Source organism: Acinetobacter sp. Res13-Abat-PEC15-P4-01 (assembly GCF_015676285.1).
GTDB lineage: Bacteria > Pseudomonadota > Gammaproteobacteria > Pseudomonadales > Moraxellaceae > Acinetobacter > Acinetobacter nematophilus.
In genome coordinates, this window is sequence record NZ_JADAIN010000011.1 from 84,012 (window position 1) to 99,126 (window position 15,115).

12 protein-coding genes and 8 tRNA genes are annotated in these 15,115 nt (G+C 39.1%); 6 read left to right on the forward strand and 14 right to left on the reverse strand.

The window, feature by feature from the left end; genetic code table 11:
• Positions 1–25 precede the first annotated feature (25 nt).
• The gene (locus tag IMO47_RS04665) at positions 26–190 is read right to left on the reverse strand and encodes a hypothetical protein (protein ID WP_196076483.1); all 165 of its coding nucleotides are present in this window, start codon (positions 188–190) and stop codon (positions 26–28) included.
• An 82-nt stretch (positions 191–272) separates the two neighbouring features.
• Positions 273–1,895 carry a mechanosensitive ion channel gene (locus tag IMO47_RS04670; RefSeq protein WP_196076484.1) on the reverse strand — a complete coding sequence of 541 codons (1,623 nt, stop codon included), beginning with the start codon at positions 1,893–1,895 and terminating at the stop codon, positions 273–275.
• A gap of 552 nt (positions 1,896–2,447) precedes the next feature.
• Here IMO47_RS04670 and IMO47_RS04675 point away from each other — a divergent pair.
• A complete protein-coding gene (locus tag IMO47_RS04675) occupies positions 2,448–2,870 on the forward strand; it encodes a hypothetical protein (RefSeq protein WP_196076485.1) in 423 nt (140 codons plus the stop codon).
• Positions 2,871–2,900: 30 nt separating this feature from the next.
• On the opposite strand, the gene IMO47_RS04680 is transcribed toward IMO47_RS04675, so the two are convergent.
• Complete coding sequence (locus IMO47_RS04680) at positions 2,901–3,350, reverse strand: ABZJ_00895 family protein (RefSeq protein ID WP_196076486.1); 450 nt, start codon at positions 3,348–3,350, stop codon at positions 2,901–2,903.
• Positions 3,351–3,868: 518 nt separating this feature from the next.
• Entirely contained in the window at positions 3,869–5,074 is a 1,206-nt protein-coding gene (locus IMO47_RS04685; RefSeq protein WP_196076487.1) for a multidrug effflux MFS transporter, read from the reverse strand.
• A gap of 146 nt (positions 5,075–5,220) precedes the next feature.
• Between IMO47_RS04685 and yccS the strand changes: the two genes are divergently transcribed.
• The 4 genes from yccS (at position 5,221) to IMO47_RS04705 (ending at position 11,753) form a co-directional block, all read left to right on the forward strand.
• Positions 5,221–7,395 (forward strand): YccS family putative transporter, encoded by a 2,175-nt coding sequence (gene yccS, locus IMO47_RS04690; RefSeq protein ID WP_196076488.1) that lies wholly within the window; start codon positions 5,221–5,223, stop codon positions 7,393–7,395.
• A 99-nt stretch (positions 7,396–7,494) separates the two neighbouring features.
• Positions 7,495–8,055: a YcxB family protein gene (locus tag IMO47_RS04695; RefSeq protein ID WP_196076489.1), complete on the forward strand. Its 561-nt coding sequence runs from the start codon at positions 7,495–7,497 to the stop codon at positions 8,053–8,055.
• Between the two features lie 166 nt (positions 8,056–8,221).
• Positions 8,222–10,834: a sulfite reductase flavoprotein subunit alpha gene (locus IMO47_RS04700; RefSeq protein WP_196076490.1), complete on the forward strand. Its 2,613-nt coding sequence runs from the start codon at positions 8,222–8,224 to the stop codon at positions 10,832–10,834.
• Positions 10,835–10,967: 133 nt separating this feature from the next.
• Positions 10,968–11,753 carry a YdcF family protein gene (locus IMO47_RS04705; protein ID WP_196076491.1) on the forward strand — a complete coding sequence of 262 codons (786 nt, stop codon included), beginning with the start codon at positions 10,968–10,970 and terminating at the stop codon, positions 11,751–11,753.
• Between the two features lie 29 nt (positions 11,754–11,782).
• Here IMO47_RS04705 and IMO47_RS04710 read toward each other — a convergent pair whose 3' ends face one another.
• The 10 genes from IMO47_RS04710 to IMO47_RS04755 all read right to left on the reverse strand — a co-directional run bounded on the left by IMO47_RS04710 (position 11,783) and on the right by IMO47_RS04755 (position 13,986).
• Entirely contained in the window at positions 11,783–12,250 is a 468-nt protein-coding gene (locus IMO47_RS04710; RefSeq protein WP_196076492.1) for a DUF2750 domain-containing protein, read from the reverse strand.
• Positions 12,251–12,327: 77 nt separating this feature from the next.
• Positions 12,328–12,403: transfer RNA gene (locus IMO47_RS04715), tRNA-Val, on the reverse strand.
• Between the two features lie 100 nt (positions 12,404–12,503).
• Positions 12,504–12,580 (reverse strand) — tRNA-Asp (locus IMO47_RS04720).
• Positions 12,581–12,588: 8 nt separating this feature from the next.
• Positions 12,589–12,664: transfer RNA gene (locus IMO47_RS04725), tRNA-Val, on the reverse strand.
• A gap of 115 nt (positions 12,665–12,779) precedes the next feature.
• Positions 12,780–12,856: transfer RNA gene (locus tag IMO47_RS04730), tRNA-Asp, on the reverse strand.
• 8 nt (positions 12,857–12,864) lie between these two features.
• A tRNA-Val gene (locus tag IMO47_RS04735) sits at positions 12,865–12,940 on the reverse strand.
• A gap of 76 nt (positions 12,941–13,016) precedes the next feature.
• Positions 13,017–13,093, reverse strand: a tRNA-Asp gene (locus tag IMO47_RS04740).
• A gap of 42 nt (positions 13,094–13,135) precedes the next feature.
• A tRNA-Asp gene (locus IMO47_RS04745) sits at positions 13,136–13,212 on the reverse strand.
• 21 nt (positions 13,213–13,233) lie between these two features.
• A tRNA-Val gene (locus tag IMO47_RS04750) sits at positions 13,234–13,309 on the reverse strand.
• Between the two features lie 284 nt (positions 13,310–13,593).
• Positions 13,594–13,986, reverse strand: coding sequence for a YbaN family protein (locus IMO47_RS04755; protein ID WP_196076493.1), 393 nt, complete (start codon positions 13,984–13,986; stop codon positions 13,594–13,596).
• A 214-nt stretch (positions 13,987–14,200) separates the two neighbouring features.
• Here IMO47_RS04755 and IMO47_RS04760 point away from each other — a divergent pair, with 214 nt between their 5' ends.
• Positions 14,201–15,046 (forward strand): DUF1853 family protein, encoded by an 846-nt coding sequence (locus IMO47_RS04760; RefSeq protein WP_196076494.1) that lies wholly within the window; start codon positions 14,201–14,203, stop codon positions 15,044–15,046.
• The last annotated feature ends 69 nt before the right edge of the window (positions 15,047–15,115 follow it).

The window sequence follows — 15,115 nt, forward strand, 5'->3', positions numbered from 1 at the left end:
AAGCACTTCACTTATACCGAATCAATCACGGTTGGGATTTATTTTGAGATTCGTCTTGTTTTTCAACAAAATCCGCTTGCTGCTTCTTGGGCTTTGAAAAAACAAATTTATATGCACTTGCCAAAAAACCAACCGTAATACCGGCGATCACAATTGGAGCAATAAAATTATTTGGCTTTTTCTTTGACATCTCAATCTCCCTTATTTTTTGACCTTAAAATAAAAAATCGATCAAGCTTTCATCCTGATCGATCTTTGTCAGGATTTACATGTTAATTCGGGTCATCTTTATCCTCTTTAAAAGAATCGGTTAAAGATTTATATTCATTTTCGATCGCAGGTGTATCTGCTGTAACTTGGCTCGAATCTGCTACAGGAGTGACAGCTGAATCTGTATTCTTCTGATTTAAAGGATTTGGTTGAGTTGCCTGTTGTTTTGCTTTGTCAATCAAATCTGTTAAAACACGTTCAGCAGGTTGACGACCACCCAGACCAAACGCCAAGGCAAATGCCACTGCAACAGAACCCAAGGTTAGACCAAATGCAAGGTTAACAATTGAATCTGCAATACCCATGGCTTTTAAGCCCATTGCAATCACCAACCCCATGATCAATACACGAACGAGATTTCCCAACCATCTAGAACTGTTATATTCTCCACGTTGTACAACATTTGCCACGATATTGGCCAGCCAGAAACCAATAACCAGTATGACGGCACCCAAGAGAATATTCGCACCAAAGTGGATGAACATCGAGATCAGCCCACTGACCTGCTCAAAACCGAGTCGATTCGCAGCTTCTGAAACTGCAAATAACATGGTAAAGAACACAATTAAATATCCAATGATGCAAGAAACTTTAGTTTCACCTAAAAAGCGTTGTACATCTAATTTAGCAGGAATTGAATCTACGCCTGTTTCTGCAACAACTTCCGCAACCAAACGTCCTACAAAACGGGACACCACATATGCAACAATTAAAATTAATCCTGCTGCAATAATATGTGGAATCGCATACATAATTTCACCCAACATCATTGTTGCAGGTTGTGAAATTGCCTGTATACCCAAAGCTTCAAATGCCACGATTAAAGCAGTAATCATGACCACAGCAAAAACAAATGAACCTAAAAACTTAGACAATCCCTGATCTGAATTTTTAAATAACCCCACTTTTTCAGCTTGGCTTTGTAAATTTAAACTACTGATTAAGCCCTCAACAATCCCACGAACAATTTTCGCCAAGATATAACCAACAAAAATGATCACACCCGCAATAAAAATATTAGGTAAATAAGAAATGGCTTCATTCAACATCGATTGAACAGGAACCAATAATCCCTGCAATCCTAAGATTGACAGAACAATTGGCAGGAACAACAATAAAATCAGCCAGTAAACAATATCGGCGATATTGTGGCTAATTGGACTGACACCGACATCTGCACTTAGCTTTTCATCCAGTTGAGTACGATCCAAAGCTTTTTTTAGCCCGACTTTAACGAGATTTGCTACAATCCATCCAATAAATCCTATCGCTACAGCAGCCAGCAATTGCGGGATAAACAACAAGAATTGTTGAATCATCAAACTAAATGGACTACTCACACTGTTCAGGTTCAATACATTGAGCGCACCAATTACAGCAATGACCATAACCACCCAGAAAATAATTCTGGAAAGTATACTCTCGATGTTTGAACGATGCCCTGTAGCAGAAGATAATTTCGAATTCGTTCCCAGTTTCTCTAGGATCTTTCTAAAACCTGCTGCGACAATCAATGCAATAATCCATCCAACAATGAGGATAGCTACAGCGGCTAAAATAGGGTGAAATTGATTCCAATAATACATGGCATCAAAATTCCCCTGAGTGTGTAAAATTTCATTCATTTTTATTCCCTCAAGTTATACATTTATAACAATTTGAGTGTGCTCAAATGACTTCAAGCATCATTCTTATTTTCAACAGAAAGCGTGATGAACTACTCTTTTACTTTATAATTTGCTTATATAACGATCAATTTTTACTGCATAAATACAACAAAACAAAGCATAAATGCTAAGCAGAATCAAAAAACCCCAGCTTACTGGCTAGGGTTTTTGCTTAAGTTATCATTTAAATTATTGATAAATTTGAAATTAGAGCCAATCGGCTATCATGTAAACAAGCAATGATAAAAGAAATAACCCCACAAGAATAAGCATATAAATTGGTAAGCGATTCTTATGTGTGATCTCTTCATTACTGGTTACATAAGATGGTTTATTGAAATCGTGTCTCATGATATCCACCTCCATCAATTTGATGTATTTTTATACTACCAGTCTATTCATCAACTTTGTGTAAAATATTTTAAGTAAAAGTAAATTTTAATCTAACGCAGTACGAGACAGATAAATGGGCTATAATATGTACCCCCATTTTTGTTGACTATTGTATATATGGCATATCAACGACAAAGTGTCGCACTCGATCTAGACACCGATGTCACTCATCAATGCTTCTTACATACATCTAGAGATGATCATTTAATCGGAATCATTGAGTTTAGTAAGCCTAGCTATATTTTAAAGTGGGGAGATCTCGAATATTTCCGTAGACGTACTGATGAATTTTCAGTAATGCCTTTCCCTGAATGTGTCAATGCGATGATTATTGATATTCGTAATGTCAGTTCATTTTTAGACAATGATGTTCCCATTATTCCCTGGCGTTTACTTGAGGAAGATTGCCCAATACGACTCGTCGTTCCTCAAGATCGCTTGGAACATTATGCGGGAATTTTTGAGCCCACTTGGCTCACCTCTGATATTGAAGTCGCAATTCATGAGTTACGAGAGTTTATGGATATGTTTGTCCACTAATCGATCAGCAAATATGACTGATGCTGGATTCTATTCTGCAAACATTTTTGCCGCCATCCGTTTTGCCTGCTTTCCATAAAACCAATGGGTAATTAAATAAAGAGGAATGGCAAGCAGGAGCAGCATAATGGTCATTGTGCTCAAAAATCGAATATTTTGCATATAGGCAAGGAATGTTTGCCAAATTTCAGGGTCGTTGCGGGAAAAAAACCAAACGCCTGCAAAAACACCCAATAAATTATAACTCCAGAAAATGAGCGTGAAACCTAAGGTTAAACTTCTACGTTCTTTATCAGTAGGTGCCCGACGTTGTTGTTTGAGAAAACGATGCAATACAATAATCATGGCAAGTAAATAAGGTATTGCTGTTAATACACCAGCAATCTCATTGGGTAAAATTGCTGCCAATACACCAGCAATCATCGTTAACACTAAACAGAGTAGAAAAAACCAGAAAAAATATTTGTTTAAAGAAACCATAGTGTCGACTTAAATTGCAATCAGAACCGCATTATAAAATTTTTTAAATTTTTTTTCATTTTCTTGTCAACCAATCTGAAACTGTTGTCGTTATATAAGTATAAGGTCTGCAGCAACCAAGTTTATTGCACGGCATCCGCAGTTAAATTTGGAGACCTTAACTCCCCCAGAGAGACTAAAAACTTATGCTTCTTCAAGATTTAGAATAGCAGCCTGAATCTTTACACATGAAGTATTTTGGCCGACGATTTACTCATCACTCGAATCGTCGGCTTTTGTTTTTTTGATCTTTGGTATTTTTCAATGCCTCATTTCTGAATAAGCGTAATATTCTGATCAGTCGAACCAAGCATTGTTCTTTTATTGAATGCTGATCAATGGGTTAATTTACTTGATATAGTCCAACCAACTCAATCTTCATACTTCGTGCCTCGTATCGACTCAAAAACACAGCGAGTTGCAAACGTCAAAAGACGCTATATTTGCTCTATGATTTTTCAACGGATTGACTATAAAGACTACTTCAGTCTAAGTTGTTGTGATACTTTTAAAATGGCTAAAAATCCCGCTACAGTAAAAGCCAACATCAATATTCCCATATTGAACAAATGATTCCAAACCAGAAAGTTCAGTACGACTCCCCCCAGAAGACCACAGGCGAATTGCATACTGCCCATAATCGCACTCGCTGTACCAGCTCTAGAACCTTGTTCAGACATTGCTAATGCCATTGCATTGGGTCCTGTAAAACCAATTCCTGAAACGGTGAGGAATAAACCCAGCATTACAACGACCAAAGGCGCTTGAAGCATTAAACCCGCTCCCACGATAATCAGTGCACCTGTGACCTGAATCAATCCTCCTAACGTTAAACGGTGGATCACTGAAAAGCGATTGGCTAAGCGTTTGTTGATTGAAGACAGTAAAATAATACCAAAAGCATTAAAACCAAAAGCAATTGCGAACTGTTGCTGTGTTAAATGATAGCCATCCATCAGTACCGCTGCCGCAGAACTGATATAACAAAAAAGGGCAGCACCAGTAAAACAACCTGCCATCATGGGAAAGCGAAAACTTCGATCTTTAAAAATAGCAGCATATAAAATAAAAACCTGACTAAAATTCAATTGAAGTCTACGTGAAGGTGCCAAGGTTTCTTTAAATAAGAAATGAACGCAGGCTAGACAGATCAAGCCAATGATAAATAAAGCAACAAATACCGCTTGCCAGTGAAAGAAATTCAGAATTGCAGCACCTATTGACGGCGCGAGAATCGGCGCTATCCCCATCACAATCATCATGCTGGCAAAAGCTTGAGCCGAGCCTTGCACATCGAGACGATCACGAATGGCGGCACGTGCCATGACCACACCAACGCAACCGCCCAGCGCCTGTAAAATTCGTGCAGCAATCAATGACCAATGATCAGGAGCTAACACGCACAATAAGCTGGCAAAAGCGAACAGGGTCATACCAAAGTAAAGTGGTTTTTTACGACCGATGCGGTCGCTGATTGGGCCATAGATCAATTGCCCCACAGCCAAACCAAAGAAATATGCAGGTAAAGTATTGGCAACTTGCTGGGTGGAGACATTAAAATCTTGCGCCATTTGTGGGAGTGCTGGCAAATACATATCGATAGATAAAGGACCTAACGAGGTAAATAGCGCCAAAAGCATAATCCAACCTGTTGAATACTGTTGACCAGCGTTTTTTTCAGACATAGATCGTTTATAATTTCATACTAAATATTGCAATCAAGTTTACACTGTCCGTTGTAAGATGTGTCACAAAGATCAGTGAAAAATCAGCTCAGCAATAAAACAATCACCCCAGCAATAACACCGTATCGATTGAATAAGGACTTTCTTTGAACACATGGCTGTTAAAACTACGAAAAGCTACCTATAACACAAGTTTCATGTATAACTTGAGGATGATCATCGCCTTTACGGGCACTGCTTTTGTTCCTTATTTATTGGATCAACAGTTGATGACCATTCCATTGACCTTGGGTGTAGTTGCAGCCGGTTTGAGTGATATTGATGACCGCTTTTCAGTGCGGATCATGAATTTGATTTATACCTATATCGGATTTTTTATCACCGCTGCCTCAGTCAGTCTGCTGTTCCCCTATCCCGTGCTTTTTGCATTAGGTTTAATTGTTTCTTGTATTGGATGGATTTTACTGGGTTCCTTGGGAAGACGCTATGCCACCATTTCTTACGGTTGCTTAGTCGTTTCAGTTTATTCCATGCTTGGAGTTCATCTATTTGAGCAATGGTATATCCAACCCAGCTTATTGGTTATTGGGGCAATTTGGTATGGTCTCATTTCTACCATCAGTTTTTTGCTCTTTCCAGTGCGCCAGGTTCAAGACAAACTGTCACAATGTTTTTCGTCGTTGGGCAATTTTCTTTTTTCTAAATCCAACTTGTTTGATGTCGATATGACACCGACCAGCTATCAAGACAGCATGATTAGCCTGTCCATGGAAAATGGTCAACTGATTAGCATTTTTAATGATATGCGTACGGCATTGCTCACCCGTCTAAAAGGTGACCGAGGGCAACGTGATACACGACGTAGTTTACAATACTACTTTGTAGCACAAGATATTCATGAACGCGCGGATTCAGCGCATATTGATTATCAAAAACTGGCAAAAATGTTTGAACATAGTGATGTTTTATTTCGCTTTCAACGTATTTTGGCTTTACAGGGTAAAGCGTGCAAGGATTTAAGCGACAGCATTTTACATCGAACCACTTATCAACATAATGCCCGCTTTGAACATGCCTTTAAAAATTTAAAACAGTCGCTAAACAAACTTAAAAAAGAAGAACATTATGATCTCATCTGGATCAATTCATTATTCGCACTCTATCAAAATTTGAAATCGATTGATGCTCAATTGCAGAACCTAGAAACTGAACGTCACATTATAAATGATCAAAATAAAAACGTTGAACAACAACTGAAAGATGATGATTTAAAAGGCTGGGATGATATTGTCATCCGCATCAAACAAAATTTAACACCTGAATCAGTCTTATTCAGACATGCAATTCGGGTTTCTGTGGTTTTATTTATCGGTTACGTTTTTGTGCAATTAACCAATATTCAATATGGTTATTGGATCTTATTAACAGCACTCTTTGTCAGCCAACCAAACTTTAATGCCACCAAACGCCGCTTAAGATTACGCATCGTGGGAACTCTCGGTGGAATTATATTAGGTTATGCGATCTTATTCTTTGTCCCTTCCATTGAAGGACAGCTCTTGTTGCTCGTGATAAGTGGCGTGCTATTTTTCGACCTCCGCAGTAAACAATACGCCCAAGCAACAGCCTTCATTACCATCATGGCACTGATCAACTTTAACTTAGATGGGCTGGGCTTTGAAGCAGCTCTACCGCGTATGATCGATACGGTAATTGGATGTGCCTTAGCCTGGTTTGGGGTGAGCTTTATTTTTCCAGATTGGAGATTCCGTCGTTTGCCTAGAACCATTCAACGTTCTTTGGAAGCACAATGTAATTATCTGGCTGATGTGGTTACCCAATATCATCAGGGGCGTAACAACAGTCTGAACTACCGTATTGTACGTCGAGCAGCTCACAACACAGATGCGGATGTTGCATCATTGATTTCAACTTTGGCAACAGAACCGGATTTTGATCAAAGTCAGAAAACATTGGCTTTTGAGTTTTTATGTTTGAATCATACCTTCCTCAGCTATATCGCGGCATTGGGTGCACACCGTGAAAAAATCCAGGATCAGCAGGTTTTAAATCTACTGGATCAAGCTTTGGATGATATTCGTGGTGCCTTGTTACGGGATGAAATGCCTGATTTAACAGCACATAATATGCTACAAGCGATTCGCACTCGCTTAGGTCAATCGGAAGCAGATGACTCTAAATCATTGATTATTCTTCAACAACTTTCATTAATGTTTAGTATTCTCAAACAACTGAGTACTCTCAAACAAAATTTAAGTCATGCCCGTGACGATCAATCTACGGAATTAGCTTCTTTATAAAAGAGCATAAAATTTGCCTAGATATTTGGTACAATAGGCGCACTAAATCTTGGGATTTAGTGCTAAACTCTGACTAGATTTACATACATTACTGACACTATGACTGCCAAGAACATTTACGCTTATACCTTACAACCAGTTCCATACGAAGTATCGGAAGCCGAACAACGTAGTGCTCAACTTGCGATTTGGCGCAGTACCAATAAAATTGGGACTAAAGCTTGGGCAATCATGGGTGTCGCTGTTGTCCTTTCCATTCTGGGTATTGCCTTAATTAAAAACTACTCCACCATTATTTTTTGGGTCATTCTTGCCTGTGTGGCGATTTATCTTTTAGTACGAAAATTTGGGCTTGAATGGTATGTAAAACGTAAGATGAATGAGTTTCCAGTTCAAGAAATTAAAGGTGTCAAATTAGGTGTACAGCCAAGTGGTATCGTGATGCGCCAGCAAATGGGCGTACAAGAAGGGGTGGGTACAATTGGCTGGAAAGATGTTTATGAATGGTATAACACACCAGAATTTTTACTTGTGAATTTTAAAGTAAAAGGTCAGCAAGGTGCCTATATCTTACCTAAGCGTATGGACAGCAAAAATTTCCCATTCGAGACTTTGCGTAAACATCTTAAAGAAACAGTTGGCGAAGCAAAAACACTGTAAACGTTAAAGACTTCATAAAACCTCCATTGTTGGAGGTTTTTTTACATTTATGACGACTATTTTAATAAAAATGATAATGAGAATAAATATTATCTGCAAAATTCATTATCTCTCCTAGATATTCAGCTATAATCTACAATCAAACAATTCTTCCCTTTCCATCACCATGTTTAAAAAGACTTTTTTCCAAATACACTGGTTTTTAGGCATTACAGCGGGCTTGATCCTTTCGATTATGGGGGTTACAGGTGCGATCTACTCTTATGAACAACCGATTCAGAGATGGTTAAATCCAGACAGTTATACTGTAAAAGTTGAAAATCATGCGAAATTAACCCCTGCTGAAATTTATCAACACTTTCAAGTTCAAAATCCTGAAATGAAGATCAACAGTATTACTGTTGCCAAAGTGCCTGAAGAAGCGTCAAATATCAATATTGTTAAAGAAGGTGCACGTAGAGGGTATACCATGATGGTCAATCCCTATACGGCAGAAATCCTGCCTGAAGTTAGAGGCAAAGATTTTTTTCAATTTATACAACAACTGCACCGCAATCTTACAGTAGGTGAAGTCGGTAAACAGATTACTGGTGCAAGTACCTTGATGCTTATCTTCTTTGTACTCAGCGGTTTGTATCTTCGTTGGCCAAAAAAACATTCTTTTAAACAGTGGTTTGCATTAAAGCCTAAACTCAAAGGTCGCAATTTCCTTTGGGATTTACATGCAGTGGTCGGAACTTGGGTGGTTATTTTCTATTTGCTTTTAGCATGTACAGGACTGTATTGGTCATATGACTGGTGGCGTGATGGCATGTTTAAGGTGATGGGTGTTGAAAGACCTCAACCCGAAATGCAAGGACCTCGCATGGGTGAAGGCAAAGAGCGTCAAGGCAATGCCACACAATTGCAACAAGGACGTGATCAGCATCTACGTAATGGACCACGACAAGCAAAAGAAGGTCTAAAACCTGAACAGATCCAAAAAGTTCTGACACAGACATGGAATGGCTTTAATTCACAAATCAAACGGGATTACTCGACGCTGACGATTTCGATTCCGAAAAAAGCCGATGGTAAAGTCGAACTCACATTTGTTGATGCAATTCCGCAGCATGAGCGTGCACGAAACAAAGCGATTTATGATTATCAAAATGCTCAAATTGAAAAAATTGATTTATATGAAGTTAAACCGTTGAATGAAAAAATCATGAGCAGTATGTTACCTGTTCATCGCGGTAGCTTTTTTGGTCCAGTATTCCAATTTATTATTATGCTTGCCGCTTTGGCAATGCCATTGTTCTTTATTACAGGATGGATGCTCTATTTAAAACGTCGCAAACAAAAGAAATTAACCCTTGCAGCGAAACAGTCTGGCTCAGCAATTCAAATTGATCCCAATGCAACACCATGGTTAATTGCTTATGCTTCACAGACAGGTGTATCTGAACAATTGGCATGGCGCACTTCTATCAGCCTGCAAGAAGCACATCAACCCACTACTGTAAAATCTGTCCAACAGCTTTCTGAAGAAGATTTAAAACAAGCGAAGCAAGTTTTATGGATTGCCAGTACTTATGGGACTGGTGAAGCACCTGATCTAGCATCGCATTTTGAGAAGAAGTTAATGAGCAAATCATTAGACCTGTCTCATCTCAAATATGCAGTTTTAGCCTTAGGCTCACAAGACTATCCAGAAACTTACTGTAGCTTTGGTCATCGTATTGACCAGTGGTTACAACAATCTGGAGCACAGCAATTATTTAGGACCATTGAAGTCAATAATGGCAGCAATAGCGACATTCAACAATGGAATAAGGCTTTGACACAAGCCACCAAACTTGACCTGCAAACCATGTCGATTGATAAAGTTTTTGATCAGTGGCATTTGAGCAAACGAGAATTACTCAATCCAGACAGTTTAGGTGCACCTGCATTCAATATTGAACTCCATGCCTGTCATGAAACAGTATGGCAAGCAGGTGATATCGCAGAAGTTCAAACGGGAAACAGCCCAGAACGTATTCAAAAATTTTTGGATAAATATCAAATTGATCCCGATACACCAGTCGATTCACACGAACAACAGCCGATTAAAAATATTCTTTGGGATCGAGATTTAACTGTTGAAGTTGAACCTTTTGCCAACATGGAACATTTACTTGAACAGTTAGCAACTTTGCCTACTCGGGAATACTCGATTGCCAGTATTCCAAGTCAACAAGTATTACGCTTGGTGGTTCGTCAACAGCGTGATGCTCAGGATGAACTTGGTTTAGGCTCAGGCTGGTTGACCTCACACTTAAAATTGCGTGACAAAGTTGCGTTAAGAATTCGCAATAATGATTCATTCCATTTAATCACGGATAATCGCCCGATTATCTGTATTGGGAATGGGACAGGGATTGCTGGTTTAATGAGTTTAATCCATGCCCGTGTTCGTCTGGACTATACGGAAAACTGGTTAATTTTTGGTGAACGCCAGCAAGCACATGATTTCTTCTTTAAGGACACCATTCAAGCTTGGCAAAATACAGCAATGTTACAACGGATCGACTTGGCTTTTTCCCGTGATCAAGCAGAAAAAGTCTATGTTCACCATAAACTACGTGATCATGCTGATGAAGTTCGAAAATGGATTGCAAATGATGCTGTGATCTATGTCTGTGGAAGCATTGACGGAATGGCAAGTGATGTTGATCAAGCTTTGATTGATATTCTAGGGCAAGATACAGTTGAACAATTACGCTTAGATGGGCGTTATCGACGTGATGTTTACTAAGCCGGACATAAGGTCTAAACCATCCTAAATAAGCCTATAAAACCGAGCAGAATTGCTCGGTTTTATTTTCACTACCCCTCATTGCCTGAGATCGTTTACAATCAATGTTGGATGACATTACTTCTCATAGACCATGAACAAAAATAAATTATTGCGTTTGAGCCTATTCATTAGTGGTGGGTTATTATTTCTTGATGGCTTTATTTTGCTACTGTATAAAAAGATTCATTTAGGCACACTCCTTCCCTTATTGATTGGTTTGGTCTTTATCTGTACCAGTATCTGGGGAAAAGCAATTCAACACCGCCTGGCACAACATTCCAAACTTAAAAAACTCTGGCGTCTCGGTTGGTCTCTGTTTGGGATTTGGCTGATCAGTCTCATTGGCTTTTTTACTTATATCCAATTTAACACTCAGCACAATCATATAGAAAATGGTTTAGATGCAATCATCGTTTTAGGCAGTGGAATAATACAAGGTAAGGCGTCTCCCACACTTGCCAAGCGCTTGGATCGAGCAGGCAATATTGCAGAACTGCAACCACAGGCATGGGTTATTGTCAGTGGAGGAAAAGATTTTGGTGAGATTAAAACTGAAGCTGAAATCATGTCAAAGTATTTGGAAGAGAATTATAAGATTCAACCCAATAGAATTCTTCAAGAAAATGAAAGTACCAGTACAGATTTAAACCTCAAGAACAGCCAAGCCATTTTGCAACAGCATGATGTATCTTTAAGTTCAAAAATTGCAATCGTCACCAGTGATTTCCATACCTTACGTGCAGCAGCAATCGCAAAAAAACAAGGTTATCGCAACTTTATGACCATCGGTGCTGAAACACCCCTGAGCACCCGATATAACGCATGGTTAAGAGAATATTTTGCATATATCAGCGGTTGGGTACTGGGAGAATATTAAACTGAATACAGCTCCATTCATCCTCTCCCTCAAGGATGTATCCGAATCTTGCGTGGTAAAGGGAGACGGGTTTGATCTTGAAAAAGCTCAGGTTGAGCTGTATAAAGCTGATATAAATAGCTTTTTATGTCCAGTAAGAACTTACGTCCTGAAATCAAAATATTCTGCCCTTCAGGGGTTAAATTGATTGACAGTAAAGTATCATTCTGTTGAATGAAAGGAATCATTTGCTCGATAAAAGAAATAAAATTGATTTCCTGAACATTGAAACGACTCCAGTTGTCTTTGACCAATAACTGCGCCAAACTTCTACTTTGCCATACCGCTACAGCTTGTTGTCCTGTAGGGGTTGCACATAAAGCCCAACCGTCATCATAAAGTGCAAAAACTTTAGCTTCAGACACTATTTTTTCGAGAAATGCTTTGTATTGATCTGTAGCTTGAGCAGTATTTTTCTGTACTGAAGACGCAGCCTTGCGTTGATATGGATTTCGCATAAGATACTTATTTTTAAAATAATTATATAGTTATTCTACACAAAATTTTAAAATAAATAAATAGAAGAAAGGAAATTTGGTGGGCGCTGACGGGATCGAACCGCCGACATTCTGCTTGTAAGGCAGACGCTCTACCAACTGAGCTAAGCGCCCTGATGAGAATAAACAATATTGCATTGCTTAAACTGAATGAGATGTAAAAAGAACAATCATTTTACATTTACATATCTTAATCTCAGGATATCAAGATAAATGGCGCAGCGGACGGGACTCGAACCCGCGACCCTCGGCGTGACAGGCCGATATTCTAACCAACTGAACTACCGCTGCACTGTATATGGTGGGCGCTGACGGGATCGAACCGCCGACATTCTGCTTGTAAGGCAGACGCTCTACCAACTGAGCTAAGCGCCCTGAGTGAGGATTAACAGAGATCACCCTGTTTAAACTTCAATAATGATGAATTGAACAAACGAAAGCGTTATATCTAAACATCTCCATTCATCTTCATCTCAGGAATCAAGATAAATGGCGCAGCGGACGGGACTCGAACCCGCGACCCTCGGCGTGACAGGCCGATATTCTAACCAACTGAACTACCGCTGCGTTTTATATGGTGGGCGCTGACGGGATCGAACCGCCGACATTCTGCTTGTAAGGCAGACGCTCTACCAACTGAGCTAAGCGCCCTAAACGAGTCAATAAACAAAAAACTTATTTAAACTCTGATTAGGTTATTACACCTGTTCACAATTTTTCTGTAAAGTGGCGCAGCGGACGGGACTCGAACCCGCGACCCTCGGCGTGACAGGCCGATATTCTAACCAACTGAACTACCGCTGCACTTTAACATATTATTGCTATACAAACGATTTTTGAATTTAATGGCGCAGCGGACGGGACTCGAACCCGCGACCCTCGGCGTGACAGGCCGATATTCTAACCAACTGAACTACCGCTGCACTAAATTCAACGTTAAAGCTTGGTGGGCGCTGACGGGATCGAACCGCCGACATTCTGCTTGTAAGGCAGACGCTCTACCAACTGAGCTAAGCGCCCTAACGACTTCATCGTTTGTGAGGTGCATTATAGAGAATCTTTACTGTGTGTCAAACGCTTTTCTCTATGTTTTAAGTATTTTAGGTGTGAGTGATTAAAAAATAGATCATTTTAATTTAATTTATTCTTTTTTGTTTATTATTTATCTATTTATCAAATATCCATTCCACTGCTTTTATGCTCTTTCATTCGTAAGTTAAGTCATATTTCTGCTATTGCAGCTTGCTTATATCGCGGCTTAAAAACTCTTTGCAGATGATTGAACATATTTAAAATCTGTCCAATCACGACTGATCCTGTTGTCTACCCGTTGCCACAGAACGGGGTTCTGGACGCAACCACAACCAGACTGCAACAATAAACATGGTGAGATCAGTGAAAATTTTGACGGCCAAAGGTGCATTGGTAAAGAGCATAATAATACCACTGATCAGCATCATGATACTGGCAATCCATTTTGCTTTACGGGGTACAGTACCATTTTCTCGCCATGCTCGAAGGGTTACGCCATATTTAGGATGATTCATTAACCACGCATCAACCTGAGGCCAACCTTTTGAGGCTGCCCATGCAGCTAAAATAAGAAAAACTGTGGTTGGCATTCCAGGTAATAATGCGCCTATAAATCCAAGCACAATAAACAGCACCACCAATGTTCGCCAAAACAAAATTTTCATAGCTTCACTCAACCTACGCACAGCCCAGTATACCGTTCAATTGATATACGCTGTATATTTTCAAACGATACTGCTCATTTTATTTTAGAATCATGTTGTTCATTATTTTCGATACCCAGCAAATTAAACTTGCATCTTGATCATCTTGTTTGCTTGAATTACCGCTTTATCCCTTCTTTCTTTATTCCTGAGTTTCAAGCTGAGATGTAATGCAATGACAGATTATTTTGAGCCTTGGTTAAAATATCACCACCCAATTGTCCGCCAATTGGCTTTTTGCATTGCCAGTCCAAATATTATTCAAACGCTCCCTGATGAATTGCAGATTCACCATCATTTTGAATTACATAACACTGCGTTTTGGCAACAACAATTCTTCGCCTATAAATCCCGCCTAGACGACTTGGATCAAAATCCAACCGCATTAATTGAATTTGTACAACAACTCAAAAGTACGCGTTTAGGTTTACGTTTTGAATATTTATTCTGGTTTTGGCTACAGGATGAAGCCAATCCACATTACCAGTTGATTCAACACAGTATTCAAATCATTGAAGGAAAACACACCAAAGGAGAAATTGATTTTTTAGTATTGAATCGTATAACCCAACAAACTGAACATTGGGAAGTTGCTTTAAAATACTATTTAGGTGAAGGAGATTTACATTTAGCACGTTGGTATGGCTTAAATCGTAGTGATACTTTATTCCGCAAACTAAATCATTTCTCTGAAAAACAATTTCAATTTAGCCAGGTTTTAGACCGAAACATCGAAAAAAAATGGGCTGTGCTCAAAGGACAATTGTATATTCCGTGTTTTAGAGATCCTGCCCCGCTTCCCATATGGATGAATCAACAACGTAGATTGGGGCAATGGGGATACCACTTAAAAAAAGATTTATATCGCTTACAGCGCCACGAATGGATTTGTCCAGATTTGAAGCAAAGTTCAACAACCGCAAAATGGTGGTGTAATGGCTTATACCATGATCGTCAGACCCAGCAATTCTATATGTATCGTCAAGCACCTTTATTATTTTCTCTTGACATTAATGTTTAATTATTCACGTTTTCTATACAGTGTTTTACGAATACACTCATAAAAGCATAACGATATATTTCAAATAAT

Excerpts from the sequence above, each read along its gene's own strand:
- IMO47_RS04665 (WP_196076483.1), bottom strand. The coding sequence starts at position 190 with ATGTCAAAGAAAAAGCCAAATAATTTTATTGCTCCAATTGTGATCGCC.
- IMO47_RS04670 (WP_196076484.1), bottom strand. The coding sequence starts at position 1,895 with ATGAATGAAATTTTACACACTCAGGGGAATTTTGATGCCATGTATTAT.
- IMO47_RS04675 (WP_196076485.1), top strand. The coding sequence starts at position 2,448 with ATGGCATATCAACGACAAAGTGTCGCACTCGATCTAGACACCGATGTC.
- IMO47_RS04680 (WP_196076486.1), bottom strand. The coding sequence starts at position 3,350 with ATGGTTTCTTTAAACAAATATTTTTTCTGGTTTTTTCTACTCTGTTTA.
- IMO47_RS04685 (WP_196076487.1), bottom strand. The coding sequence starts at position 5,074 with ATGTCTGAAAAAAACGCTGGTCAACAGTATTCAACAGGTTGGATTATG.
- IMO47_RS04695 (WP_196076489.1), top strand. The coding sequence starts at position 7,495 with ATGACTGCCAAGAACATTTACGCTTATACCTTACAACCAGTTCCATAC.
- IMO47_RS04700 (WP_196076490.1), top strand. The coding sequence starts at position 8,222 with ATGTTTAAAAAGACTTTTTTCCAAATACACTGGTTTTTAGGCATTACA.
- IMO47_RS04705 (WP_196076491.1), top strand. The coding sequence starts at position 10,968 with ATGAACAAAAATAAATTATTGCGTTTGAGCCTATTCATTAGTGGTGGG.
- IMO47_RS04710 (WP_196076492.1), bottom strand. The coding sequence starts at position 12,250 with ATGCGAAATCCATATCAACGCAAGGCTGCGTCTTCAGTACAGAAAAAT.
- IMO47_RS04755 (WP_196076493.1), bottom strand. The coding sequence starts at position 13,986 with ATGAAAATTTTGTTTTGGCGAACATTGGTGGTGCTGTTTATTGTGCTT.
- IMO47_RS04760 (WP_196076494.1), top strand. The coding sequence starts at position 14,201 with ATGACAGATTATTTTGAGCCTTGGTTAAAATATCACCACCCAATTGTC.